The organism is Modestobacter sp. SYSU DS0290 (assembly GCF_054050955.1).
The window spans coordinates 134,261-159,047 of record NZ_JBJHAI010000007.1 but is presented as its reverse complement, the minus strand read 5'-3'; the positions used below and the strand labels follow the sequence as shown (position 1 = coordinate 159,047).

Annotated in this window: 26 protein-coding genes and 1 riboswitch; of the genes, 15 read left to right on the top strand and 11 right to left on the bottom strand. The window is 75.3% G+C overall.

Going from position 1 to position 24,787, the window contains the following annotated elements; translation table 11 throughout:
- Positions 1–53 precede the first annotated feature (53 nt).
- Positions 54–2,822 carry a beta strand repeat-containing protein gene (locus tag ACI795_RS08985; RefSeq protein WP_457075150.1) on the bottom strand — a complete coding sequence of 923 codons (2,769 nt, stop codon included), beginning with the start codon at positions 2,820–2,822 and terminating at the stop codon, positions 54–56.
- Between the two features lie 131 nt (positions 2,823–2,953).
- Positions 2,954–4,261 (bottom strand): hypothetical protein, encoded by a 1,308-nt coding sequence (locus tag ACI795_RS08980; protein WP_457075149.1) that lies wholly within the window; start codon positions 4,259–4,261, stop codon positions 2,954–2,956.
- 181 nt (positions 4,262–4,442) lie between these two features.
- On the opposite strand from ACI795_RS08980, the gene ACI795_RS08975 reads away from it, so the two are divergent.
- The 7 genes from ACI795_RS08975 (at position 4,443) to ACI795_RS08945 (ending at position 9,400) form a co-directional block, all read left to right on the top strand.
- Entirely contained in the window at positions 4,443–4,655 is a 213-nt protein-coding gene (locus ACI795_RS08975) for a hypothetical protein (protein WP_457075148.1), read from the top strand.
- Positions 4,643–5,014, top strand: a complete 372-nt coding sequence (locus tag ACI795_RS08970; protein ID WP_457075147.1) for a type II toxin-antitoxin system death-on-curing family toxin — start codon at positions 4,643–4,645, stop codon at positions 5,012–5,014. Before ACI795_RS08975 ends, ACI795_RS08970 begins: the two co-directional genes overlap by 13 nt.
- Before the next feature lie 61 nt (positions 5,015–5,075).
- Complete coding sequence (locus tag ACI795_RS08965; RefSeq protein WP_457075146.1) at positions 5,076–5,324, top strand: hypothetical protein; 249 nt, start codon at positions 5,076–5,078, stop codon at positions 5,322–5,324.
- A gap of 200 nt (positions 5,325–5,524) precedes the next feature.
- Positions 5,525–5,607, top strand: a riboswitch (ZMP/ZTP riboswitch).
- Positions 5,608–5,627: 20 nt separating this feature from the next.
- Positions 5,628–7,061, top strand: coding sequence for a glycine hydroxymethyltransferase (locus ACI795_RS08960; RefSeq protein ID WP_457075145.1), 1,434 nt, complete (start codon positions 5,628–5,630; stop codon positions 7,059–7,061).
- A 291-nt stretch (positions 7,062–7,352) separates the two neighbouring features.
- The gene (locus ACI795_RS08955; protein ID WP_457075144.1) at positions 7,353–7,658 is read left to right on the top strand and encodes a hypothetical protein; all 306 of its coding nucleotides are present in this window, start codon (positions 7,353–7,355) and stop codon (positions 7,656–7,658) included.
- A gap of 108 nt (positions 7,659–7,766) precedes the next feature.
- Positions 7,767–8,267, top strand: a complete 501-nt coding sequence (locus ACI795_RS08950; protein WP_457075143.1) for a hypothetical protein — start codon at positions 7,767–7,769, stop codon at positions 8,265–8,267.
- A 131-nt stretch (positions 8,268–8,398) separates the two neighbouring features.
- On the top strand, positions 8,399–9,400 hold the full coding sequence (locus ACI795_RS08945) for a C40 family peptidase (RefSeq protein ID WP_457075142.1): 1,002 nt from the start codon (positions 8,399–8,401) through the stop codon (positions 9,398–9,400).
- A gap of 17 nt (positions 9,401–9,417) precedes the next feature.
- On the opposite strand, the gene ACI795_RS08940 is transcribed toward ACI795_RS08945, so the two are convergent.
- Together ACI795_RS08940 and ACI795_RS08935 are read right to left on the bottom strand one after the other, a co-directional pair.
- Positions 9,418–9,675 (bottom strand): YdeI/OmpD-associated family protein, encoded by a 258-nt coding sequence (locus ACI795_RS08940; RefSeq protein WP_457075141.1) that lies wholly within the window; start codon positions 9,673–9,675, stop codon positions 9,418–9,420.
- Entirely contained in the window at positions 9,663–9,947 is a 285-nt protein-coding gene (locus ACI795_RS08935) for a hypothetical protein (RefSeq protein ID WP_457075140.1), read from the bottom strand. Before ACI795_RS08935 ends, ACI795_RS08940 begins: the two co-directional genes overlap by 13 nt.
- Before the next feature lie 122 nt (positions 9,948–10,069).
- On the opposite strand from ACI795_RS08935, the gene ACI795_RS08930 reads away from it, so the two are divergent.
- The 4 genes from ACI795_RS08930 (at position 10,070) to ACI795_RS08915 (ending at position 12,947) form a co-directional block, all read left to right on the top strand.
- Entirely contained in the window at positions 10,070–10,825 is a 756-nt protein-coding gene (locus ACI795_RS08930) for a histidine phosphatase family protein (protein WP_457075139.1), read from the top strand.
- The gene (locus ACI795_RS08925) at positions 10,806–11,696 is read left to right on the top strand and encodes an NAD(P)H-hydrate dehydratase (protein WP_457075138.1); all 891 of its coding nucleotides are present in this window, start codon (positions 10,806–10,808) and stop codon (positions 11,694–11,696) included. Before ACI795_RS08930 ends, ACI795_RS08925 begins: the two co-directional genes overlap by 20 nt.
- The gene (locus tag ACI795_RS08920; protein WP_457075137.1) at positions 11,693–12,232 is read left to right on the top strand and encodes a gamma carbonic anhydrase family protein; all 540 of its coding nucleotides are present in this window, start codon (positions 11,693–11,695) and stop codon (positions 12,230–12,232) included. Before ACI795_RS08925 ends, ACI795_RS08920 begins: the two co-directional genes overlap by 4 nt.
- Before the next feature lie 61 nt (positions 12,233–12,293).
- The gene (locus tag ACI795_RS08915; protein WP_457075136.1) at positions 12,294–12,947 is read left to right on the top strand and encodes a hypothetical protein; all 654 of its coding nucleotides are present in this window, start codon (positions 12,294–12,296) and stop codon (positions 12,945–12,947) included.
- Between the two features lie 268 nt (positions 12,948–13,215).
- On the opposite strand, the gene ACI795_RS08910 is transcribed toward ACI795_RS08915, so the two are convergent.
- Positions 13,216–14,277 carry a threonine aldolase family protein gene (locus ACI795_RS08910; RefSeq protein WP_457075135.1) on the bottom strand — a complete coding sequence of 354 codons (1,062 nt, stop codon included), beginning with the start codon at positions 14,275–14,277 and terminating at the stop codon, positions 13,216–13,218.
- A 51-nt stretch (positions 14,278–14,328) separates the two neighbouring features.
- On the opposite strand from ACI795_RS08910, the gene ACI795_RS08905 reads away from it, so the two are divergent.
- Entirely contained in the window at positions 14,329–15,363 is a 1,035-nt protein-coding gene (locus ACI795_RS08905) for a zinc-dependent alcohol dehydrogenase family protein (protein ID WP_457075134.1), read from the top strand.
- An 89-nt stretch (positions 15,364–15,452) separates the two neighbouring features.
- Positions 15,453–15,608, top strand: coding sequence for a hypothetical protein (locus ACI795_RS08900; RefSeq protein WP_457075133.1), 156 nt, complete (start codon positions 15,453–15,455; stop codon positions 15,606–15,608).
- A 6-nt stretch (positions 15,609–15,614) separates the two neighbouring features.
- Here the strand turns inward: ACI795_RS08900 and ACI795_RS08895 are convergent, their stop codons facing one another.
- Positions 15,615–16,169, bottom strand: coding sequence for a hypothetical protein (locus ACI795_RS08895; protein WP_457075132.1), 555 nt, complete (start codon positions 16,167–16,169; stop codon positions 15,615–15,617).
- On the bottom strand, positions 16,166–17,080 hold the full coding sequence (locus ACI795_RS08890) for a mechanosensitive ion channel family protein (protein WP_457075131.1): 915 nt from the start codon (positions 17,078–17,080) through the stop codon (positions 16,166–16,168). The genes ACI795_RS08895 and ACI795_RS08890 overlap by 4 nt, the downstream gene beginning before the upstream one ends.
- A 211-nt stretch (positions 17,081–17,291) precedes the next feature.
- Here ACI795_RS08890 and ACI795_RS08885 point away from each other — a divergent pair, with 211 nt between their 5' ends.
- Both ACI795_RS08885 and ACI795_RS08880 read left to right on the top strand, forming a co-directional pair.
- Positions 17,292–19,169, top strand: coding sequence for a BCCT family transporter (locus ACI795_RS08885; protein ID WP_457075130.1), 1,878 nt, complete (start codon positions 17,292–17,294; stop codon positions 19,167–19,169).
- Positions 19,170–19,318: 149 nt separating this feature from the next.
- Complete coding sequence (locus ACI795_RS08880) at positions 19,319–20,959, top strand: methyl-accepting chemotaxis protein (protein WP_457075129.1); 1,641 nt, start codon at positions 19,319–19,321, stop codon at positions 20,957–20,959.
- 84 nt (positions 20,960–21,043) lie between these two features.
- Here ACI795_RS08880 and ACI795_RS08875 read toward each other — a convergent pair whose 3' ends face one another.
- The 4 genes from ACI795_RS08875 to ACI795_RS08860 form a co-directional block, all read right to left on the bottom strand.
- Entirely contained in the window at positions 21,044–21,886 is an 843-nt protein-coding gene (locus tag ACI795_RS08875) for an ABC transporter ATP-binding protein (RefSeq protein WP_457075128.1), read from the bottom strand.
- On the bottom strand, positions 21,883–22,974 hold the full coding sequence (locus ACI795_RS08870; RefSeq protein ID WP_457075127.1) for a FecCD family ABC transporter permease: 1,092 nt from the start codon (positions 22,972–22,974) through the stop codon (positions 21,883–21,885). Before ACI795_RS08870 ends, ACI795_RS08875 begins: the two co-directional genes overlap by 4 nt.
- Positions 22,971–24,038, bottom strand: a complete 1,068-nt coding sequence (locus tag ACI795_RS08865; RefSeq protein WP_457075126.1) for a FecCD family ABC transporter permease — start codon at positions 24,036–24,038, stop codon at positions 22,971–22,973. Before ACI795_RS08865 ends, ACI795_RS08870 begins: the two co-directional genes overlap by 4 nt.
- Before the next feature lie 115 nt (positions 24,039–24,153).
- Positions 24,154–24,744, bottom strand: a complete 591-nt coding sequence (locus ACI795_RS08860; RefSeq protein WP_457075125.1) for a TetR/AcrR family transcriptional regulator — start codon at positions 24,742–24,744, stop codon at positions 24,154–24,156.
- Positions 24,745–24,787 lie beyond the last annotated feature (43 nt).

The window sequence follows — 24,787 nt, the reverse complement described above, 5'->3', positions numbered from 1 at the left end:
CTGCGGTGGTGCCGGCCCGCCGCCCCGGGAGCACAGGGGCGGCGGGCCGGGGATCAGGCCTGCTCGGTCTGCCGGCGGCGGGCAGCCACCGAGAGACCGGCGCCGGCAGCCAGCGCGACCAGGCCCGCCGTCAGCGGGACCGAGACGTCACTGCCGGTGTAGGCGAGCTCACCGGACGCGGTCTGGCCGCCACCGGAGGAGCTGACCGGGGCCCAGGAGGCCGCGGCGACCGGAGCTGCGGCGACCGGAGCTGCGGCGACCGGGGCGTGGGCAGCCGCCACGTGGACGACCTTGACCTCGGTGGCGGGGACGTGGACGACCTCCACCTCGGTGACCGGAACCTCGACGACCACGACGTCGGTGTCGCCCTTGGTGCCACCGGCGGTGTTCTCGGTGCAGTCGTCGTCGGACTTGCCGTCGTCGGTCTTGCCGTCGTCGGTCTTGCCGTCGTCGGTCTTGCCGTCGTCGGTCTTGCCGTCGTCGGTCTTGCCGTCGTCGGTCTTGCCGTCGTCGGTCTTGCCGTCGTCGGTCTTGCCACCGCCGGTGTTCCCGGTGTTGCCGGTGTCGGCGCCGGTGTCGCTGTCGACGTCACCACCGGAGGCGTTCGGGCTGCCACCGGTCGTGTTGCCGACCGTGGGGTTGCCACTGCCGACCACGTTCCCGCCGTTGGCGCTGCCGTTGTTGGTCACGTCGCCGGTGGTGATGACGGCCGAGCAGTTCACGGCCCCGGTCACCGAGAAGCAGAACACGTAGGCCGTGTTGCCCCCGGTGTTGCCGACGGTCGTGACGGTGCCGCCGTTGCCGCCGGCCACGATGCCGTTGCCGGCGGTGCCGCCCACGGTGGTGGAACCGCCCGCGGTGCCGGAGGAGGAGTTGCTGTTGCCGGCCGTGGCGTTGCCCGAGCCGACGGTGCTCCCACCGGTCGAGGAGCCGCTGCCGGAGCCGCTGCCGGTTCCGGTGGTGTTGCCGGAGTGGGCGCCGGTACCGCTGCCGACGTGCCCGCCGGAGGCGTTCGGGCTGCCGCCGGTGGTGTTGCCGACCGCGGGGTTGCCGCTGCCGACCACGTTGCCGCCGTTGGCGCTGCCGTTGTTCGTCACCGAGCCGGTGGTGATGACGCTGGTGCACGTCGGCGTGCCGGTCACCGAGAAGCAGAACACGTAGGTGGTGTTGCCCCCGGTGTTGCCGATGGCGTTGACCGTGCCGCCGTTGCCACCGGCCACGATGCCGTTGCCGGCGGTGCCCCCCACGGTGGTGGAACCGCCCGCGGTGCCCGACGAGGAGTTGCTGCTGCCGGCCGTCGCCTTGCCGGAGTCGACGTCGCTGCCCGCGTAGCCGACGGACACCCCGCCCCCGGAGCTGCCGGAGCCGCTGCTGGTCGTGGTGGTGTGGTTGCCGGTGCTGGCCTTGGTGGTGGAGGTGACGTCCCCGCCGGCCGCCGTCGGGCTGCCGCCGGTGGTGTCGCCGACCGAGGGGTTGGCGCTGTCGGTCACCGAGCCGCCGTTGGCGGTGCCGGTGTTGGTCACCGAGCCGGTGGAGGTGGTCCCACCGGCGCTCGCGCCGCCGCCCGAGTGCCCGCCGCCGGAGTGCCCGCCGCCGGAGTGCCCGCCGCCGGGCTTGCCCCCGCCGCCGGGGTGCCCGCCGCCGCTGGTGGTCACGGTGCCGGCGGTCGAGTCGGTGCGGTTGCCGCCGGTGTTGCCGACGGCGTTGACCGTGCCGCCGTTGCCGCCGAGGACGGCGCCGTTGGCCGCGCCGCCGCCGATCGTGGTGGACGTGCCGGCGTTCGCGGTCGAGGTGTTCCTGCTCGCGGCCCCGGCCGCGCCCGACTCCACGGCGCTGCCGGCGTAGCCCACGTGGACGCCGCCGCCATCGCCGCTGCCTCCGCTGCTGGTGGTGGTCGTGGCGTTGCCGGTGCTGGCCTTGGTGGTCGACGTGACGTTCCCACCGACGGCGGTGGGGCTGCCGCCGGTGGTGTCGCCGACCGAGGGGTTGGCGCTGTCGGTCACCGAGCCGCCGTTGGCGGTGCCGGTGTTGGTCACCGCGCCGGTGGCGGTGGTCGCGTGGGCGTCGGCGCCGCCCCGGCCGACGTTGCCGGAGCTCGCGCTGCTGTCGTTGTCGCCGGTGTTCCCGCCGGCCGTCACGGTGCCGCCGTCCCCCCCGGCCACGACCCCGTTGGCGGCCACGCCGCCGGCCGTGGTGGAGGCGCCCGCCGTCGCGGAGGAGCTGTTGGTGCTGCCGGCGGTGGCGTTGCCGGACTCCACCGCGGAGCCGGCGTAGCTGACGTGCCCGCCGCCGTCCCCGTTGCTGGTGGTGGTCGTGGCGTTGCCCGTGCTGGCCTTGGTGGTGGAGGTGACGTCCCCACCGACGGCGGTGGGGCTGCCGCCGGTGGTGGTGCCGACCGAGGGGTTCGCGCTGTCGGTGACCGAGCCGCCGTTGGCGGTGCCGGTGTTGGTGACGCTGCCGGTCGAGGTGGTCGAGGAGGCGGTCGCGCCGCCACCGGACTTCCCGCCGACCGTGCCGGAGCTGACCGTGCTGGTGTTGCCGCCGGTGTCGCCGGACGCGTGCACCGTCCCGCCGTCGCCGCCGGCCACCGCGCCGTTGGTGGCGGTGCCGCCGGTGGTGGTGGACGCACCCGCCGTGGCCGAGGAGGTGGTGGTGCTGGCCGCCGTCGCGTTGCCCGAACTGGTCTCGCTGCTGGCCGTGTCGGCCGAGGGGGCGGTGGGCGCAGGAGCGACCTCGTCGGCGCTGGCCACCGCCTGCCCGAGGAGCCACATGCCCCCGGACATCGTCGCGATGGCAATTCCGTTGCGCACGGAACGCTTCATGTCTCTCTCTTCCGATCTGTTGAACGCCGTCGTTGGCGCAGATGGGGATGGACTGACCTGGGGCGGCTGCGCTGGGTCGGATGTGCCCCCCGAGGCACACCGGGGACGGGTGCGGCCGCGTGAGAGAGACGTCAGTCGGGTCGTGAGCCGGGGTCGTCAGCCGGGCTGACGACGGCGTCGGCGCCAGCGGAGGCGCGCGCCTGGAGGGCAGCGGAGAAGGCTGCCTGGACCGAGGCGGCGAGCGTCGCCGCGGGGCCGGACGAGTGGCTGGTGCTCGTGGTCATCCCGACGCCGGAGCAGGTGCCGACCGTGGTGATCAGCGTCGGGTTCGGGAGCGGGGCCGGGGTCCGGGGAGCATCGCTGGGCTGCCCCGGGAACTGCCGTGCCCCGCTGGGCGCGCCGAGGTACCTGGTCAGGTCGAGCGCCGTCCCGGCGGGGGCCATCACCGCGACCCGGGAGCCCGGGCTCGGGGATGCGACCGGGGTAGCGCCCCGGACACGCTGGCGGCCGGCCTCGGTGGCGGCGGTCGGGGTCAGCCCCGGCCGGGTGACGGCGAGGGCCTGGCACGGACCAGGGCCGGTGGGCAGCGCGCCGATCGCGTCGGTACCCCCGGTGGCCGGGGTGCTGCCTGCGCTGGCGGTGCTGGCGGAACTGGCGGTGCTGGGGGTGGTGGTAGCGGTGGCGCCGGTCGCCGCCGGCGTGGCGGCCGTGCCCGTGGTCGTCCGGCCCACCGCGACCAGCTCGACCGGGGACGTGCCCGGTCGGGTCGCCGCGCTCGAGCCGCCGGCGGTCGGGTGCGCGGCGGTCGGCGCCGTCGTCGTCGGTGCGTCGGTGGGGACCGTGACGGTGCCGGCCGTGGAGGGGGAGGCCGTGGAGGGGGAGGCCGTGGAGGGGGAGGTCGTGGAGGGGGAGGTCGTGCCGTCGGCGGCCGGGACGGCGCGGGTCGGGGCGCCGGTGCTCGGGGTGGTGGCCGGCTCCTCCGGGCTCGCGGCCGGGGCGGACGGCGTCGCCGTGGGAGGCGTGCCCGCGTCCGTCAGGGGCTGCTCGCCCGAGGGGTCCGGGACCGCTACGACGGTTGCCGAGACCACCGGGTCGACCACGCTGGGTGACGACTCGACGAGTTCGTCCGGTGGGGCCTCGTCGCCCTCGGGGTGGGGTGCGGTGGGCGTCGGTGCGTCCACGCCGGAGGGCGGGACGGCGGGTGCACCCGGGGCGCCCGGGCTCGTCGACTCCGCGTGGTCCGGGGCCGAGGGGGTCGTCTCGGCCTGCTCGCTGGCGGTTCCGCCGGCTGTCCCGTCGGCCCGCGCGACCTCTGCGGTGACCGTCAGACCTGCATAGACGCCCGCGCCGAGGAAGGCTGCGGCGAGCAGTCGTGAGCGCCACTGCCGGCGGCCCGGAGCGGGCCTCCGGCCGCACTCGGACAGCTCGGCGCGGGACATGCGGCGAAAGCTAGGAAGAGGTGTGGAAGATCACCACCCGGTCACGAAAAGAAGGCAGAATGACGGCGTGTCGAGGCGACTCGATCGACGGGTGGTCCGCGTCCGGTCACGTTCCGTGGTCAGAGTCGGCTCCGCACGGGAATCGGTACCGCGCTGATACCTGCACACGGGGGATGTCCGGATGGCGATGACGCTTCGGTTGACGACGAGCGAGACGGAGGCACTGCGGCGGCGCGCCAGGGCCGAGAAGCGGTCCATGCAGGAGGTGGCCAAGCGGGCCCTCGGGGAGTACATCGAGGCGCACGACCCGCTGGCCCCGCTGGACGCCGTCATCGACGAGCAGCTGGTGCGGTTCGGTGCCGCGATCGACGAGCTCGGCCGATGGCGGGACTGACCGTCGAGGACCTGCTGCACGTCGCACGGCGTTGCCTGGGTGGGGAGGTGCAGGTCCGGGACCTGGGGCTGCTGACCGCCGCACTGGCCCGGATGGACGCCGTCGCCTTCGAGCGCGAGGTCTATCCCAGCGTGCGGGAGAAGGCGGCGGCGCTCATGCACTCGCTGGCCACCACCGCGCCGCTGGTGGAGGGCAACCGGCCCTTCGCGCTGAGCGCCACGCTCGTCTACCTCGCGCTGAACGGTCAGGCGTCGACGTTGACCGACGACGAAGCGGTCGCCGTGGTCACCGGGATCATGACCGGGCGGATGGAGACGGTGCAGCAGATCGCGACTGCGCTGGGCGCCGGGAGCCGATGAGCGGACACCGCGAGGACCCGTACATCAACAGCGGGTCCGTGGGTAGGCAGGGCGCATGTCGATGAGCGCACCGATCGAGCCCGACCTCCCCACGCCCGATGACGGCATCCCCGCCGCCGACCCCGGCGCGGGTGCGCCGGACACGGCCGCCGGCTTCGGCATCGGCGGCGAGCAGCCGGACACCGCGGAGCAGCAGCCCGAGGACGCCGGGTCGGGCAGCCCGGTCGATGCCGGGTCCGGCTCGCCGGCCGACACGACGTTCCACACCCCCGACCCGGACGAGGTCGGGCCGGAGTCGTCGCGCCGGTAGGTGCCCGGCCCGGGGTGCTGTGGTCGCGGCGGACCAGCCGCCGCCGTTCGCCCGGCGTCATCGTCAGCATGCCGGCGACCAGCGGCAGCAGCACGGCGCCCACCACCCAGCCCAGCGCGGGTGGAGGGTGATGGTCGCCACGTCCACTGTCTACGACCGACATCGCGCTGGATCACCACCCTGGGTGCTGTCTACCCTGGCAATCGGGCCGTGACTGGCGCAGACAGGTGGACGACCACCGGGGAGCGGCTCCGAAGCCGTGCCGCGCGCCTGGGCTCCCCGTCGTCCTCCCGGAGGAGAGCCATGACCAGCACCGTCACCCGCGAGACGGCCGCGTTCACCAGCGCGCTCGATGTCATCGCGCAGGTCGAGCCGCGGGTCGCCGCGGCCATCGGGCAGGAGCTCACCGACCAGCGCGAGAGCCTCAAGCTGATCGCCAGCGAGAACTACGCCTCCCCGGCCGTGCTGCTGGCCATGGGCAACTGGTTCAGCGACAAGTACGCCGAGGGCACTCCCGGGCGCCGGTTCTACGCGGCCTGCCAGAACGTCGACACCGTGGAGCGGCTGGCCGCCGAGCACGCCCGCGAGCTCTTCGGTGCCGACCACGCCTACGTGCAGCCGCACTCGGGCATCGACGCCAACCTGGTCGCGTTCTGGTCGATCCTCGCCCACCGGGTCGAGACCCCGGCACTCGCCGAGGCGGGCGTGAAGAACGTCGACGCGATGACCCCCGAGGACTGGGAGCGGCTGCGCCAGTCCTTCGGCGACCAGCGGATGCTGGGCATGTCCCTGGACGCCGGCGGCCACCTCACCCACGGCTTCCGGCCGAACATCTCCGGGAAGATGTTCGCCCAGTCCAGCTACGGCACCGACCCCGAGACCGGGCTGATCGACTACGCCGCGCTGCGCGAGCGGGCCCGGGAGTTCCGCCCGCTGATCCTGGTCGCCGGCTACTCCGCCTACCCGCGCCGCGTGGACTTCGCCGCCATGCGGGAGATCGCCGACGAGGTCGGCGCCACGCTGATGGTCGACATGGCCCACTTCGCCGGCCTGGTCGCCGGCAAGGTGCTCACCGGTGACTTCGACCCGGTCCCGCACGCCGACGTCGTCACCACCACCACGCACAAGTCGCTGCGCGGCCCGCGTGGCGGCATGGTGCTGTGCACCGAGGAGTACGCCCCCTCGGTCGACCGCGGCTGCCCGATGGTGCTCGGCGGCCCGCTGCCGCACGTGATGGCGGCCAAGGCGGTCGCCTTCGCCGAGGCCCGCCGTCCGGAGTTCGCCGGCTACGCCCAGCAGATCGTCGACAACGCCCGGGCCCTGGCCGAGGGGCTGCAGAAGCGCGGCGTCCGGCTGGTCACCGGCGGCACCGACAACCACCTGGTCCTGATGGACGTCCGGAACTCCGGGCTCACCGGCCGGCAGGCGGAGTCCGCGCTGCTGGACGCCGGGCTGGTCACCAACCGCAACGCCGTCCCGGCCGACCCCAACGGCCCCTGGTACACCACCGGCGTCCGGCTGGGCACTCCCGCGCTGACCACCCGCGGGCTCCGCGAGGCCGAGCTGGCCGAGGTGGGCGACCTGATCGCCGACGTCCTGGACAACACCCAGCCCGAGAGTGAGTCCAAGGTGAAGTACCGGCTCGACCCCGCGGTCGCCGAGCGCGTGCGCGCCCGGGCCGCCGAGATCGTCGGCGCCCACCCGCTCTACCCCGAGGTCGACCTCACCGGTCGCTGACCGCGGTGGCGGACGGCCGCTGCCACCCCCTCGGGGGTGGCAGCGGCCGTTCGCGCGTTCCAGGCCCCGGTGAGCGCGGCTGGACCGGCGCCGGCCGCGGTGACCAGAGGGGTGTGCCGGCGGCGGAACGGGTGGGGCCGGCGCGACGAGTGGGACAGGAGCGCAGCGTCCTCCCCACAATCGGTGGTTACTTCCCGTGAGTCACTGACTCCAAACACGGAATCGGTTTAACTCTTCCCTGACGCCGACGACGACCCCCTGCTCCGGCAGGACGGCGAGGGGAGCACAGCCATGACGTACCGACAGAAGCCCTCGATCTTCCAGCTGGGCAAGGTCCACGAGAGCGGCCCGTCCGTGATCGTCTCCGGGTGGGGCCTGGGCATGTGTGCCGCCTCCTGCCGCTGTCACCGCAACCCCGACGACGGGCAGCTCGCCCTCGCCGAGGACCAGGCCGGCGGCCGCCTGGGTCTGCGCAGCTTCACTGACACCGGTGCGTGCGACTGCTGCGAGGCCTGGACCTCCGCCGAGCTCGCCGCGATCCTGCGCGACGTCGCCGTCGTCGAGGCACTGGAGTGCCAGGAGCCGCTGGCCGGCTGAGCACTGCTCGCCTGATCGACTCGAGGCCGTCCGCCGGGGGGAACCGGCGGGCGGCCTCGAGTCGTCTCCACGGTTGCGCCGGGTCGCCGGGCGGGTAGCCCCCAGCCCATGTGGGGACGAGCAGCAGTCCGTGGCGCCCTGGCGGGCCTCGCCGGCGTCGCCGTGATGACGGCGGGGGAGAAGCTGGAGCAGCAGCTGACCGGCCGGCCGAACTCGTACGTGCCGGCGCGCACGCTGACGGCGCTGACCACCGGGCGCCGGCTGCCCGAATCGGCGCGCCCGCCGGTGCCCAACCACCTCATGCACTGGGGCACCGGTGCCGCGGTCGGGGCGCTGCGCGGTGTCTGGGCAGCGGCCGGCCTGCGTGGCTGGCGGGCGAACGCCTGGCACACCTCGGTGCGGCTGGCCGTCGACCAGACCCTGGAGAACAGCACCGGGGTCGGCGCCCCGCCGTGGACGTGGAGCCGCCGCGACCAGGTCGTCGACGTGGCGCACAAGGCGGTCTACTCCTTCGCCACCGGCGTCTTCGCCGATCGCCTCGTGCCCGCCGCGAGGGGCAGGAGTGGCGTCGCGAGGGGCCGGAGTGGCGCCCGGGGCCTCTGGGACTGACCCGCTGGGCGGACCGATCGTCCCCCGGCGCGCCGCGGCCGACGCGCCGTCCCGACGTCCCTACTTTCCGTTCCTGACGCGCGAGTACCCCGTTGCCCCTCCCCGGGCCGCCTCGCGCAGACGGAGGCACGGTGACCCGATCGACCACCCGCCGGTGGACCCGGGGCGCAGCGCTGGCGCTGAGTGCCGGTGCGGCGCTCACGTTCGTCCCCGCGACGGCCTCCGCCGCCCCGGCCACCGCCGACCAGGCCCGCCAGGCGGTCACCGAGACCGGCCAGAAGCTCAGCGCGCTGGACGAGGAGGTGCACCAGGCCTCCGCCACCGCCGAGCAGCAGCAGGCCGCCGCCGACGCCGCCGCGACCGCCGCCGCCGAGGCGCAGCGGCAGCTGGACGCGCTGGAGCCCCAGGTGCGCGCGATCGCCCAGTCGGGGTACGTCGGCACCACGCGCGGTCGGCTCGCTGCCTTCCTCACCAGCGGCTCCGCCGACGACCTGGTGCAGCAGATGAGCACCCTGGACCAGCTGGCCTCGCACGCCGACGCGGTCGTCGGCCAGGTGGCTGCCGCCCGGACCGCCGCCGAGCAGGCGCAGCAGGAGGCGACCGCGGCGGTGGCCGCCGCCCAGCAGGCCACCGCTGACCTGCAGCGCCGGCACGACGAGCTCGAGGACGAGCTGGACCGCTACGAGGCGGACTTCGCCCGGCTCTCGGCCGCCGACCAGGTGCGCGTGCAGACGGTGATCGCCGGCCCCGACGTCGTCGCCGCCCCCGCCCCCGCGCCGACCGCCGCCGCCGGTGAGGCGGTGCAGACCGCCCTGGCCCAGGTCGGCGACATGTACCTGCCGGGCGGCAGCGGACCGGACCGCTTCGACTGCTCGGGCCTGACCTCCTTCGCCTACGCCGCCGCCGGCATCTCGCTGCCGCACTCCAGCCGGGCGCAGGCGCAGCTGGGCGTGCCGGTGTCGCGCAACGAGCTGCAGCCCGGCGACCTGGTCTTCTTCTACACCCCGATCAGCCACGTGGGCATGTACATCGGCAACGGCCAGATGGTGCACGCCAGCGTCACCGGCAAGCCGGTCGCGGTGACCAGCGTGGACAAGGGCGGCTACGTCGGCGCCCGCCGCGTCACCGGCTGACCCCTTCCCGGGTTGGATCAGGTCCCCTGGTCACTGCCGGGCGGGCCGGCCAGCTGCTGGACGGCGGCGGCGATCCGCTCGGCGCGGGTCTGCGGGGTGGTCGCGGTGTGCACGCGGTGCAGCACGGCGTAGCGGTCCTGCCCCGACAGCGCCTCGAACGCCGCCGCGGCCCCCGGCACCTGCGCCAGCGCCGCGACCAGGTCCTCGGGCACGGTGATGGTGGCCGGCCCCGCGTAGGCGCGGTCCCACCGCCCGTCGTCGATCAGCCGGGCCACCGTCGCGACGTTCTCGGCCCCGTCCAGGGCACCGCTCCGAGCTTGCGAGGGGTGGGGAGAACGGGGTCCTTCCGCCGGTTGGCGCGGCCGTCGATCCAGCCGTGGCGCAGCGCCACCTCCACCGCCTCCGCCGCGGTGACCGACCGGATGCCGGAGGACCTCCTGGCGATCCGCAGGAGCAGCCCCGGCGCCCGGTCGTGCTCGGCGGCCAGCCACGCGTCGAAGTCCGCGGCGGTGGCGAAGGGCAGCACCGGGAAGTCGTCGTCGGCCACCGGGTCGTCGTCGTCAGCCCGGTGGACGGCGTCCAGAGGTCGCGGTTTCGGTGGGGAGGTGGTCGGCTAACGGCTGACTGGACGGCACCCGGTGGCGGGCGCCCCGAGCGGACGGAGCGGCGATGGTGCGGGCACCGGGGCCAGCAGGGCTGTGGCTGGTCCGTCACGGGGAGAGCGTGGGCAACCTCGCCGACGCGCACGCCCACCGGACCGGCGCCGAGCGGCTGGAGCTCGACGTCCGCGACCCCGACGTCCCGCTGTCGGACACCGGCGAGCAGCAGGCGGACGCCCTGGGCCGCTGGCTGGCCGGACTGCCCGCCGACGAGCGGCCCACCACCGTGCTGAGCTCACCCTTCGCCCGCGCGGCGGCGACCGCCCGGCGCGCCGTCGAGGCCAGCGGGCTGGACCTGCCGGTGCGCCTCGACGAGCGGCTGCGGGAGCGGGACTTCGGCGCCTTCGACGGCATGACCGGGACCGGCATCCGCGAGCAGTTCCCGGACGAGGCCGCGCGCCGCGCCCACCTGGGCAAGTTCTGGTACCGGCCGCCCGGCGGGGAGAGCTGGGCCGACGTCGCCCTGCGGATCCGCAGCCTGCTGGCCACCGAGGCGCTCCGCCACGATGGCGAGCGGCTGGCCTGCTTCTCCCACCAGGCGGTGATCATGGTCTTCCGCTACGTGCTGGAGGAGCTCCCCGAGCCCGACCTGCTGGAGATCGACCGGCGGGAGCGGGTCGCCAACACCTCGGTGACCCGGTACCGGCGCGACGACGCCGGCGACCTGCGCCTGATCGAGTTCAACGCCGTGCACCACTTGACCGACGACGCCGACCAGGCCGAGCCGCCCGTCACCGAGGAGAACGATGTCCCCAGCCCGGCCTGAGGCCACCCTGGTCACCCCGCAGGTGCTGCGCGGGTGGCGGCTGCCGGAGCCGACCGGGGGCAAGGAGGCCCGCGGTTCGATCCTCGTGGTGGGCGGGAGCACCGAGACGGTCGGCGCGGTGCTGCTGGCCGCCGAGGCGGCGCTGCGCTCCGGCGCCGGCAAGCTGCAGGTGGTCGTCCCCTCCAAGGTCGCCCCGCACGTGTCGATCTCGCTGCCGGAGGCGCTGGTGCGCGGTGTGCCGCACACGGAGGCCGGCGCGATCCGGGCCTCGGCCGCGGACCTGGTGGTCGACCTCGCGCAGAGCGCCTCGGCGGTGCTCATCGGCCCGGGGATGGCGGACGAGGCGGAGACCCGCGGGCTGGTCGAGCAGCTGCTGCCGCAGCTCGACGGCCCGGTCGCGCTGGACGCCCTGGGGCTCGCCGCGGTCACCGCCGACCCGGGCTGCCTGCACCACCTCGGCGGGCAGGTGGTGCTCACACCCAACCCGACCGAGCTCGCCATCGCGTTGCACGTGGAACAACGGGAGGTCGAGGACGATCCGGTCGGGTCCGCCCGGCGGCTCTCCCAGGACGCGCAGGCCGTCGTCGGGCTCGGCGGCGCCACCAGCTGGATCGTCGCCCCGGACGGCCGGTCGTGGGAGGACGAGAGCGGTGGGGCGGGGCTGGGGGTCTCCGGCTCCGGCGACGTGCGGGCGGGGATCGTGGCCGGGCTGCTCGCCCGGGGCGCCGAGCCGGCGCAGGCCGCCGTCTGGGCCGCCCACCTGCACGGCCGGTCCGGCGAGCGGCTGGCCGCGCGGATCGGCCGGCTCGGGTTCCTGGCCCGCGAGCTGCCGCCGGAGGTGCCGCGGGTGCTGGCCGAGGTGGACCTGTGACCGTCGGCGACGGCGCCTTCGTGGGCGAGCTGGCGTACGGCGCCCCGGCCATCGACGAGCAGGCCTTCGTCGCGCCGACGGCGGTCGTCGTCGGCCGGGTGACGCTCGGCCCGCGGGCGAGCATCTGGTACGGGGCGGTGGCCCGCGCCGACACCGAGGTGATCGAGATCGGCGCCGACTCCAACGTCCAGGACGGCTCGACGCTGCACAGCGACCCGGGCTTCCCGCTGGTGCTGGGCGAGCGGGTCACCGTCGGCCACGGAGTGGTGCTGCACGGCTGCCGGGTGGACGACGACGTGCTGGTCGGCATGGGCGCCACCGTGCTGAACGGCGCGCGCATCGGCAGCGGCTCGATCGTCGCCGCCGGGGCCGTCGTGACCCAGGGCACCGTGGTGCCGCCGAACTCCCTGGTCGCCGGTGTGCCGGCGAAGGTGCGCCGCCAGACCACGGCGGACGACGTCGCGGCGATCCGGGCCAACGCGGTGAGCTACACCGACCGGCTCGACACGCACCGCGCCGTCCGCCGCGTGGGGTAGGTGCCCCGGTGAGCGGCGCCGAGCCGCGGGACCTGGTCGACTGGCCGGACCCGGCGGCCCCGTGACCGACGAGGACCTCGCCGCCCTCCTCGCCGGCCGGGGCGCCGCGCTGCTGGGCACGGCCACGCTGCTGACCGGTGACCCGCGGCACGCCCGGGAGGTGGTCGTCGAAGCGCTCACCGGCGTGCTCGGCCGCGGCAGCGGGACCGATGACCGCACACTGCGCCGCGCGCTGGTGGCCGCGCACGCCGCCTGGCACCGGCGCACCCGGGTGGGCGAGACCGTGGCCGCCGTCCCCGCGCTGAACGGCCTGACCCGACCGGCCGTCGCGGCCGGGCCCCGGACGGCCGTCGCCGAGGCGCTGGCCCAGCTGCCGGCCCGGGCGCGCGCGGTCCTCGTGCTGCGGCACGGGGAACACCTCCCGGACGCCGACGTCGCCGACGCCGTGGGCGGGGAGGCCGCCGCGGTGCCCGACGAGGGCCGCGCGGCGCTGGCCGGGCTCGCCACCCGGCTGGGTGTGGGGGAGGACGAGGTCGCCGACCTGCTCCGACGGCACCTCGCCGAGCGCGGCGCCGCGGCCGAGCGCCCCGGCTCCGACCTGGTGGCGACCGTGCTGGACGCCCGGCGGTCCCAGCGGTGGCACCGGGCCGGGCTGGTCGCGCTGCTCACGTTCGTGCTGGTGGTCGTCCTGGTCGTCGCCGTCTCGCTGGGCTGATCACGAGCCGGTGACGCGGTCATCCCGGTCCGGCTGTCGAGAGCGTCTTGGCCGCGTGCATCCACGGACGGGGGTCAGCTGAGGGGCGGGCACGGCAGCTGCGAGCGGTTCGTGGCCGAGCGGTCGACCGCGCTGCTGCGGACGGCCTACCTGCTCACCGGGGACCGCGGCCACGCCGAGGACCTGCTGCAGACGGCGCTGATCAAGAGGACCGCGGTCGGCGGGGAACACGACGGGGCGCGCTGGGCGTGCTGCTGGGGTCCTGACCTCAGCCGGCCAGGGCGGCGATCGCCGCCCTGGCGTCGGCCACCGGCAGCGCGAGGGTCGCGTCGCCCACCGGGAGCTCCACCCGCACGGTGCCCGGATCACCGGTCGGCGCCGCCCGCTCCCAGGTCCACAGCCCGTCCGCGGCCAGCTCCCGGGCCGCCGCGGCGAACGCCTCCGGGGTGGTGCGCAGCAGCAGGTGCAGCATCGGCGTCTGCGGCGGGTCGGGGACGACGGTCACCCCCGGGAGGTCGCCCACCGCGGCGGCGATCCCGCGGGCGCGGTCCAGGTAGGCCGGGAAGAGCGGCAGCCGCGTGCGCAGGCAGGACAGCGCCGAGGCTGCACCGGGCCACAGGCCCGACAGCGTGCCGCCCAGGCGGTGCCGCCACTCGCGGACCTCGGCCACGACATCGACCGGTCCGGCCAGGCAGCAGCCGGCCAGCGCACCGATGCCCTTGTAGAAGCTGACGTAGCTGGTGTCGAAGAGGCCGGCCACCTCGGCGGGCGGGCGGCCGTAGCCGGCGGCCGCCTCCCACAGCCGGGCGCCGTCCAGGTGCACCGCGGCGCCCCGCTCCCGGGCCCAGGCCACCTGCGCGACCAGGTCGTCCCAGGCCGGCAGCTGCCCGCCCAGGTCCCGCTGCGGCAGCTCCAGCAGCAGCGCCGCCGGTGGCTCGGCCACCGCGCGGAGGTCCGCGGCGGTGAGCAGCCGGTGCCGGTTCCCGACGGGGCGGGTGACCAGCCCCACCACCCGCTCCAGCGCCTCGTCCTCGTGCTGCCGCAGGTGGCACTCGGGATGGCACAGCACGGTCCGCCGCCCCCGTCGGTCGGCGTGCACCCGCAGCACCGCCTGCTGGGCCATCGTGCCGCTGGGCAGGTACACCGCCGCCTCCGCGCCGAGCAGCCCGGCGACCTCGGCCTCCAGCTCGGCGACGACACCGCCCGCGCCGTACCGGTCGATCGCGGTCGCCGGGTCGATCGTGGCCAGCAGGTCGGCCGCGCGGGCGGGGCCGTGCCCGGTCAGCGCCCGGTCGCAGGCGTCGCGGAGTGCGCGCAGGTCGTCGTCCACACCCGACAGCCTGCCCGCCGGGTGCCGCACCGCGCCCGGCAGGCTGTCGGTGTGCGTGCGCTGGTGTTCGAGTCCTTCGGTGGTCCGCTCGAGGTCCGGGAGGTGCCCGACCCGCGGCCGACGCCGGCCGGCGTGGTGGTGCAGGTGGAGGCCAGCGGCATCTGCCGCAGCGACTGGCACGCCTGGCGCGGGCACGACCCGGACGTCGTGCTCCCGCACGTGCCCGGCCACGAGCTGGCCGGCACGGTCGCCGCCGTCGGCCCGGACGTGCGGCGGTGGGGGGTCGGCGACCGGGTGACCGTGCCGTTCGTCTGCGCCTGCGGCCGCTGCGCCCCCTGCCGGGAGGGCGACGGGCAGGTCTGCCTGCACCAGACCCAGCCCGGTTTCACGCACTGGGGGTCGCTCGCCGAGCTCGTCGCCCTCGACGCCGCCGACGTCAACCTGGTCGCCCTCCCCGAGGGGCTCTCCGCCACCACCGCGGCCAGCCTGGGCTGCCGGTTCGCCACCGCCTTCCGGGCGCTCACCGGAGTGGGCCGGGTGCGCCCGGGGGAGTGGGTCGCGGTGCACGGCTGCGGTGGCGTGGGCCTGTCGGCGGTCCAGGTCGCCGTCGCGGCCGGCGCGCGCGTGGTCGCCGTCGACGTCGCCCCCGGCGCGCTGCAGCTCGCTCGCCGGATGGGTGCCGAGCACACCGTCGACGGTGCCGCCGGCGACGTCCCGGCGGCGGTCGCCGAGCTGACCGGCGGCGGCGCGCACGTCTCGCTGGACGCCCTCGGGTCGGCGGTCACCTGCACCAACTCCATCCGCAGCCTCCGCCCGCGCGGACGGCACGTGCAGGTCGGCCTGCTGCCCCCGGCGGTCGGCCGGCCGGAGGTCCCGATGGAGCTGGTCATCGCCCGGGAGCTGGCCGTGCTGGGCAGCCACGGCATGGCCGCCGGCGACTACCCCGCGATGCTCTCGCTGATCGCCGCGGGCCGGCTGCGACCGGAGCTGCTGGTCACCCGCGAGCTCCGCCTGACCGACGCCGGCGCGGCGCTCGCCGCGGTCGGCCGGGAGCCCGGGATCGCCGTCGTCGCCCCGACCGGTTGATGACGATCTCGTGACCAGCCCGCGTCCCGGCCTGCCGGGGGCCGACGATGGGTACCGGCCGTACCGACACCCGAGCCGAGGAGGGCACCATGCTGGCGCTCATCGCACTGCTGCTGGTCGCCTGGCTGGTGGTGACCGTGATCGGCGCCCTCGTCGAGGGCCTGTTCTGGCTCTTCGTCGTGGGCGTCGTGCTGTTCCTGGTGACCGCGGCCTGGGGGCTCACCCGGAGCAACACCCGGGGCTGACGCCGGTCAGTCGGTCGGGGTCCCTTCGGTCGGCGACTCCTCGGTCTCCTGCTCGGCGCTGGTCGTCGGGTCCTCCGCCGTGGTCGTCGGCGTGCCGGCGGTGGACGACGGCGCCGGCGCCCGGCTGGTCCGCGGCGTGCTGGCCGGCGTCTCGTCGTCGTCCTGCCCGGTGGGCTGCGGAGTGCGGCTGGTGGGCGCGGGCGCCGGCGCGCTGGTGCTCGCGCCGGTGGGCTCGGCCGGACCGGTCGGGGACTCGCTGGGGGGCGGGGTGTCGCTGGGTGTCGGGTCCGCGCAGGTGCTGACCTGCGAGCACGGCACCCGGGCGGTGCCCCCGTCGGGCAGCTCGACGTCGACGTACGCGGGCCGGATCGCGATCCACAGCGCGAACAGCCCCACGAACAGCGTCCCGAGCAGGACGGTCGAGGTGCGCGCCCGGCCGATCCGGGCGGGCAGCCGGCGGCCCCAGATCGGCGTGCGGCCGGACTCCGGGGCGGTGGCGACGGAGGGCTGCGCAGCGGTGCGCCGCTGGACGGTGGTCGGCTGGTCGTCCGGGTTGCTCATGCTGCTCCTCCGCCACGTGCCCGGTCCTCGGCCAGCGCCTCGTCCTGCACGCTGGGGACGTCGGCGGTCGTGGTGGCCCGCAGCGAGACGCCCTCGCGGGACAGCGCCAGCGCCACCCGGGCCCGCAGGTCACGGCCCACCTCGAACTGCTTGCCGGGCAGCGTCCGGGCCACCATCCGCAGGTTCACCTCGTCCAGCGTGATGCTCTCCACGCCCATCACCGTCGGCTCGTCGAGCAGCAGGCGGTGCAGGCGCGGGTCGGCGTAGGCCCGGCGGCCCACCTCGCGCAGCACCTCCTGCACCTGGCTGACGTCGGTGTCGGTCGGCACCGGGATGTCGACCACGGCGCGGGCCCAGTCCCGGGAGTGGTTGATGGCCCGGATGATCTGCCCGTTCGGGACGCTGATGACCTCGCCGTCGGGGGAGCGCAGCCGGGTGATCCGCAGCGTGACGTCCTCGACGGTGCCGTAGGCGTCGCCCTGGCCGCCGAGGGTGACGATGCTGACGGAGTCGCCGAACCCGTACTGCCGCTCGGTGATGATGAAGAACCCGGCCAGCACGTCCCCGACGACGCGCTGGGCGCCGAAGCCCAGGCCCACGCCGAGCACGGTCGCCGGGGCGACCAGGCCGGTGATCGGGACGCCGAGCCGCTCGAGCACGAAGAAGACCGCGATCGACCAGATCAGCACGATCGCGGCCCAGGTGATCACCTGGGTCAGCGAGTGCCGGTGCTTGGCCGCCTCGGAGCGGACCAGGGCGTCGGACTCCCGGGCGGTGGCGTCGATGCGGTCGGTGATGCGGGCGCCGGCCCAGCTGACGAAGCGGGCCAGCAGCACGGCGCCCAGCACGATCAGCAGGGCCTCGAGCCCCGCGCCCCGCAGCCAGTTCCAGACATCCACGAGCGCGTCCATCACCATCCAGTGTGGCCGGTCCACCTGTGTGCCGCTTGGGCGGGTGGTGCGCCCGGGACGGACGCGGTCACGGCTGTGGCTGCCGTGGATTTGCGCTGGGGGCCGGGTGCGGCGACGGTGGTCCTCACAACGAGTTGCCCGGAACATGGGGCAACTCGCCCGACCTGCGCGCCGACCCGAAGGGAGGGGCGCCGATCAGGCGCCACGCCACGTGACCAATCCACCGAACGACCCACCCGGTCAGCCGCCGCACGGCTCGACCAGCGCCGCCCCGGAAGAGATCTCCGACGGGGCCCCCCAGGCCGCGGCGCCGGACCAGACGATCGACGACGTGCTCGACCCAGGAGTCCCCAGCCAGACGCACCCGGCGATCGCCCAGCCCCCGGCCCAGGACCACGAGCGCCGGCCGCAGCTGGACCGGACGGTCTTCGGCGTCGCCGCCGTCATCTCGCTGGCCTTCCTGGCCTGGGGCTTCCTCAGCCCGAGCGGCCTGGGCTCCGCCAGCAGCAGCGCGCTCGGCTGGATCGAGCTGAACCTCGGCTGGTTCTTCGTGCTGCTCGGCACCGCCGTGGTGCTCTTCGTGCTCTGGATCGCCGCCAGCGCCTACGGCCGCATCCCGCTCGGCGGGGACGGCGAGCGGCCGGAGTTCCGGACGATCAGCTGGATCGCCATGATGTTCAGCGCCGGCATGGGCATCGGCCTGATGTTCTTCGGCGTCTCCGAGCCGCTGTCGCACTACGTCTCCCCGCCGCCGGGCACCGTCCCCGGCGAGACCCAGGAGGCCGTCACCACGGCGATGGCCACCACGCTCTTCCACTGGACGCTGCACCCCTGGGCGCTGTACGCCCTCGTCGGGCTGGCCGTCGCCTACGGCACGTACCGCCGGGGCCGCGGCCAGCTGCTCTCCTCGGCCTTCACCTCGCTGTTCGGGCGTGGGGTCGCCGAGGGGCCGGCCGGCAAGGTCATCGACGTCCTCGCCATCTTCGCCACGCTCTTCGGCACGGCCGCCTCCCTGGGGCTCGGCGCCCTGCAGATCGGCAGCGGGCTGGAGATCCTCGGCTGGCTCGGCCCGGTGGGCAACGCGGCGACGGTGGGCATCATCGCGGTGCTGACCGCGGCCTTCGTCGCCTCCGCCTTCTCCGGCATCGCCCGCGGCATCCAGTGGCTGTCCAACATCAACGTCGCCCTGGCCTTCACCCTGGCGCTGTTCGTCTTCGTCGTCGGCCCCACGGTGCTGATGCTGAACCTGGTGCCGACCGCGCTGGGCTCGTACGCCGCCCAGCTCCCCGAGATGGCCGCGCGCACCAACGCCTCCGGCGGCGACGAGATGGCCGAGTGGCTGTCGAGCTGGACGGTCTTCTACTGGGCCTGGTGGATCTCCTGGACGCCGTTCGTGGGTGTCTTCCTCGCCCGGATCAGCCGCGGCCGCACGATCCGGGAGTTCATCGCCGGCGTGCTGCTCGTGCCCAGCGTCGTCACGCTGTTCTGGTTCGCCATCTTCGGTGGAGCCGGGATCGGCGCCCAGCAGTCGGGCGAGGACCTCGCCGGCCAGTCCACGGCCGAAGGTCAGCTGTTCGGCCTGCTCCAGGGGCTGCCGTTCACCACGGTCACCAGCGTGATCGTGATGCTGCTGGTCGGGATCTTCTTCGTGACCGGCGCGGACTCGGCCTCGATCGTGATGGCGTCGCTGTCCGAGCGCGGTACCCGTGAGCCGACCTCGAAGATGGTCGTCTTCTGGGGGCTGCTGACCGGTGGGGTGGCCGCCGTGATGCTGCTCGTCGGCGGCGATGAGGCGCTGCAGGGGCTGCGGAACCTGACGATCATCGCCGCGCTCCCCTTCGCGCTGGTGATGATCGGGCTGGCGGTCGCGCTGACCAAGGACCTGCGCTCGGACCCGATGGTGCTGCGCCGCGCCTACGCCGCGGACGCCGTCGAGCAGGCCGTGGTCGAGGGGATCAGCCGGCACGGTGACGACTTCGTCATCGTCGTCGAGCCGGCGGCCGACGGGGTACCCGCCCCGGCCGATGGCAGCGGCGGGACGAGCCCGGGCGCGGCGGCCGAGCTGCCCGCCGGGCGGCCCCGCGACTGACGGTGGAACCCCGCGACGGCCCGCCGACCCTCCCCAGGGTCGGCGGGCCGTCGTCAGTTCGGGGGATGTGGCGGTCAGATCGTTCAACGGCACTGCCGATGGCGACGATGCAGGTGGGAAGCACGCCACCCCGTCCCAGGAGCCGCCCGATGTCCGTCCCCCCACCGACCGGCCCCGGTCCCCAGACCACCGGCCGCCGCCGCGCCTGGTGGGGTGACCTGCCGGTGGCCACCAAGGTGCTGACCGCGGTCGGCGCGGCCTCCGCGGTCGCCGTGGTGATCGGGGTGACCGGGCTGCAGGCCCTGGCCGAGGAGGCCGAGGTCAGCCAGCACATGTACCACCAGGACGTCCTCGGCATCGACGGCGTCGCCGCGCTGATCGCGGATGTGCAGGCCGTCGCCGTCGCCCAGCGGGACGCGGCGCTCGCCCGGGGCCCGGAGGAGGTCGCTGACGCGCTGCAGGAGGGCGCCGATGCCCGCGACGCGTTCGACGCGGACCTCGCCGCCTACCTCGCCCTGGAGCACCCGTCGGGGTCCGAGGAGGTCCTGGAGCGGATCCGGGCGAGCTTCGGGCAGGCCCGGCAGCTCGAGGACCAGATGCTCACCCCGCTCGCCCGGACCGGCGACGGGGCCGCCTGGGTCGACGTGCACGGCGCCCGGGTCGCGCCGCTGCTCGAGCGGGCGCTGGAGGGGCTGTTCGAGCTCGAGGAGCTGGAGAGCGCCGACGCCAAGGCCAGTGCTGCTGCGGCCGAGGCGGAGAGCGCCCGTCAGCGCACCTTCTCCGTCGTGGTGCTCGTCGTGGGCGTGCTGATCGCGCTGGTCGTCGGGTGGCTGGTGGCGCGCAGCCTGCGCCGGGACGTCCGCCGCGTGGAGCGGGTCGCCGAGGCGCTGGCCGCAGGTGACCTGACCGCCACCAGCGGCCTGACCACCCGCGACGAGCTGGGCCGGATGGGCGCTGCCATCGACGAGGCGATGGAACGGCTGCGGTCGGTGATGGCGGCCGTGGTCGGCTCGTCGTCGACCGTCGCCGCCTCCGCGGAGGAGTTGTCGGCCTCTGCGGGGCAGATCTCCGCCTCCGCGGAGGAGACCAGCGTGCAGGCCGGCGTCGTCTCCGGTGCGGCCGAGGAGGTCTCGCGCAGCGTGGCCACCGTCGCCGCCGGCGCCGAGGAGATGAACGCGGCGATCCTGGAGATCTCCAAGAGCGCGAACGAGGCCGCCCGGGTGGCCGCCGGCGCCGTCGCCCAGGCCGCCACCACCACCGCCACCGTCGTCGCGCTGGGGGACTCCTCCCGGGAGATCGGCGAGGTGGTCAAGGTGATCACCGCGATCGCGGACCAGACGAACCTGCTGGCGCTCAACGCGACCATCGAGGCCGCGCGGGCCGGTGAGTCGGGCAAGGGCTTCGCGGTGGTCGCCACCGAGGTCAAGGACCTGTCGCTGGAGACGGCGAAGGCGACCGAGGACATCGCCCGCCGGGTGGAGGCGATCCAGGTGGACACCGGGTCGGCGGTCGCGGCGATCGAGCAGATCTCCGAGGTGATCGGGCGGATCAACGACTTCCAGCTGACCATCGCCAGTGCGGTCGAGGAGCAGACGGCGACGACCACCGAGATGGCCCGGTCGGTGCAGGAGGGGGCGACCGGTTCGACCGAGATCGCCGCCAACATCACCGGCGTCTCGGAGGCGGCCGACCAGACGACCCGGGCCCTGGCCCAGACCCGGATCGCGGTGGACGAGCTGTCCCGGCTGGCCGGCGACCTCCGGGCGTCGGTCGCGCACTTCAGCTACTAGAAGGACCCCCTCGCCCCCCACGCCTCGCCCCCCACGCCTCGCTCCGCTCGGCGCGGGCCCCTGCGAGGGGGCCGTTCCAGGCCGTCAGGTCGCGCGGAGGCGGCGGACCGGGACCACCATCGGGGTGCCGGTGACCGGGTCGGGCACCACCCGGGCCTCCAGCTCGAACACGTCGGCCAGCAGCTGCTCGGTGAGCACCTCCGCCGGCGTGCCGGCCGTGACCAGCACGCCGTCCTTCATCGCCACCAGCCGCTGCGCGTAGCGCGCCGCCAGGTTCAGGTCGTGCAGCACGACGACCACGGTCCGGCCGCGCTCGGCGTGCAGCCGGCCGACCAGCTCCAGCACGTCGACCTGGTGGGCGAGGTCGAGGTAGGTGGTCGGCTCGTCGAGCAGCAGCAGGTCGGTGCCCTGGGCCAGGGCCATGGAGATCCAGGCCCGCTGCCGCTGCCCGCCCGACAGCGCGTCGACCGGGGAGTCGGCCAGCTCGGCCATGTCCGTCCAGCGCAGGGCCTCGGCGACCACGGCCTCGTCGTCCGAGGACCACTGGCGCAGCCAGCTCTGGTGCGGGTGCCGGCCGCGCGCCACCAGGTCGGCGACGGTGAGCCCCTCGGGGGCCAGCGGGGTCTGCGGCAGCAGCCCGAGGACCTTGGCCACCTCGCGGGTGGGGGTGGAGGTGATCGCCCGGCCGTCGAGCAGCACCGTGCCCCCGGTGGGGCGCAGCAACCGGCCCAGCGCCTTGAGCAGGGTGGACTTGCCGCAACCGTTCGGGCCGACGATCGCGGTGAACGAGCCGTCGGTGAGCTCGAGGTCCAGCGAGTCGACGACGACCTTCTCGCCGTAGGCCAGCCGGACGCCGTCGGCGGCCAGCCGCACCGGGGGCGCGTCGGGGCGGGACGTGTCGTGGGCGAGCGTGGGTGAGGCAGTCACAGGGTCGATCGCCGCCTTCCGCGGACGAGGAGCCAGAGCAGGTACGGGGCGCCGACCACGGCGGTCACCACCCCGACGGGGAACGAGTCGGGCAGCACGGTGCGGGCCACCAGGTCGCTGCCGATCAGCAGCAGCGCACCGAGCAGTCCCGAGGCGAGCACCGGGGGGCGCGACCCACCGGCGAGCCGGACGGCGATCTGCGGCACCACCAGGGCGACGAAGTTGATCGGCCCGGCGGCGGAGACGGCGAAGGCGGCCAGCGCCACGGCGACCAGCACCACGACGCCCTGCGCGCCGGAGAGCCGCACGCCGAGCGCGCGGGCGGTGTCGTCGCCGAACTGGAGCACCCCCAGCGCCCGGCTCAGGGCGAGGGCGGCGGGCAGCAGCACCAGCAGCGCCAGCGCCAGCGGCACGGCCTGGCCCCAGCCCCGCCCGTTGAGCGAGCCGGTGAGCCACACGTTCGCCGCCGCGGCGTCGTTGATGTCGCTGCGGGTGAGCAGGTAGGCGATCAGCGCCTGGGCGAAGGCGGCCAGCCCGACGCCGACCAGCACCAGCCGGTACCCGTCGATCCCCTTGCGCCAGGCCAGGCCGAAGATCAGCACGGCGGTGAGCAGTCCGCTGACGAGCGCGGCGGCCGGTAGGCCGGCGCCGCCCAGCAGCGCCCCGGCGCCGGTCGTGCCGCCCAGCACGATCACCGCGACCGCACCGACCGCCGCCCCGCCGGTGACGCCCAGGATGTCCGGGCTGGCCAGCGGGTTGCGGGCGAAGGTCTGGAAGAGCGCGCCGGAGACCCCCAGGGCCAGCCCGACGAGCAGGCCGACGACGATCCGGGGCGCACGCAGCTCCAGCACGATGAACCGCTGGGTGTCGTCCCCGGCGCCGACCAGGGCGCCGAGCACCTCCGGGACGCTGATCGGGTAGTCGCCGCGGCCCAGGCTGAGCGCGCTGACCACGACCAGCGCCGCCAGCACCGCCAGCGGCACGACGAGCTGCCGGGGCCGGTAGACCGCGGAGAACGGGCCGATCCGCACCGCCCGCCGGGCGCCGGGGCGCCGCTCGGGGGCGCGGGGAGGTGCAGCGACCGTCACAGCGCCGCCAGTCTCCGGCGGCGGACCAGCGCGATGAAGAAGGGGGCACCGATCACGGCGAGCACGATCCCCACCTGCAGTTCACCGGGCCGGGCCACGATCCGGCCCAGCACGTCGGCGAGGAGCAGGAAGACCGCGCCCAGCAGGGCGGAGTACGGCACCAGCCAGCGGTGGTCGGGCCCGGTCACGGCCCGGGCGACGTGCGGCACGACCAGCCCGACGAAGACGATCGGGCCGCAGGCGGCGGTCGCGGCGCCGGCGAGCAGGGTGATCGCCGCCAGCCCGACGCTGCGGGCCAGCCAGATCCGGGTGCCCAGCCCGCGAGCGACGTCCTCGCCGAGCCCGAGCAGGTTCAGCGCCGGAGCGTTGACCAGGGCGAGCACCAGGCCGACGACGATGAAGGGGGCGACCTGCGCGGCCACCGTGGCGTCCCGGCCGGCCAGGGCCCCCACCACCCAGAAGCGGTAGGCGTCCAGCGCAGTGGTCTCGCGGATGGTGATCGCCTGGATCAGCGCGTAGAGCAGCGCGGTCAGCGCGGCACCGGCGAGCGCCAGGGTCACCGGGGTGGCTCCACCGCGGCCGGCGGAGCCGATCGCGAAGACCGCGACGCTGCCCAGCAGCGCGCCGATGAGGGCGAACCAGACGTACCCGCCGGCGCTGTTGATGCCCAGCAGCCAGATGGAGAGCACGACGGCGAAGGAGGCGCCGGCGGTGACCCCGAGCAGCCCCGGGTCGCCCAGCGGGTTGCGGGTGTGCCCCTGCATGAGCGCACCGGACACGCCCAGGGCGACCCCGGCGAGCACGCCCAGCAGGGTCCGCGGCACCCGGAGCTCCCGGATGATGAGCGCCTCGTCGCCCGGGGTGGAGGCGTCGGTCAGCGCCTGCCAGACGGTGCCCAGCCCGATCGGGCGGGTGCCGACGGTGATGCTGAGCACGCAGGCGACCAGCGCCAGCGCGAGCAGCAGCCACAGGCCGAGGGTCCGGGTGAACGCCCCGCGCAACAGCCCCCGCCGGGGCTCCTCGGCCGCGGTCTGCGGAGCCGCGGTGGCCGTGCGCTGCGCCACGAGCTGCTCCTGGGGGACGAGGGGCGGGCCGGCGTCCCGGCCAGGGAAAGGAAGGCTCACCTTACCCAGCGACGGTCCCGTTGGCACCATCGCCCGTGTCGTCCCGTCCCGGGGCTCAGCGCGGGGCGATCCCGGCGGTCACCAGGTCGGCGAGCTCCCGGTAGGCGGCGGCGTCGTCCAGCCCGGTGGCGGCGCGGACGTCGCCCCGGTGGATCGCGGCCATCACCTGCGCGACCGCCGTCCCCACGAACGAGGCGTGCACCGGCCGGATGGTCCCCGCGGCGACACCGTCGGCGACCAGCTGCTGCACCCGGACGGCGGCCTTGCGGGTGTTGTGCTGGTAGATCTCCCGCGCCGGTGCGAACCCCGCGACGTCGGCGAAGAACGCGGGGGAGGCCGGCTGCAGCTGCTCGGCGACGGCGAGCAGGTAGGCACTGATCCGCTCGCGGTGGTCGGCGGGGGCGGCGGCGCGCTCATCCACGACAGCGGTGGCGCGCTGGAAGAACCGCTTCACGCCGGCGACGACCAGCTGCTCCTTGCTGGCCGCGATGCCGTACAGCGTGCTCTTGGAGCAGCGCAACCGGCGGGCCAGCTCGTCGAGGGTGACCGCCGCGAACCCGTCGGCCAGCATGAGCCCGACCAGGTCGTCGAGCAGCTCCGCACGCCGCGCGGTGGCGCGGGGGCTGCGGGTGTCCAGCGACGTCACGGGGCCTCCCTCCGAGGTACCGGACAGTAACAACGGCGAGGGT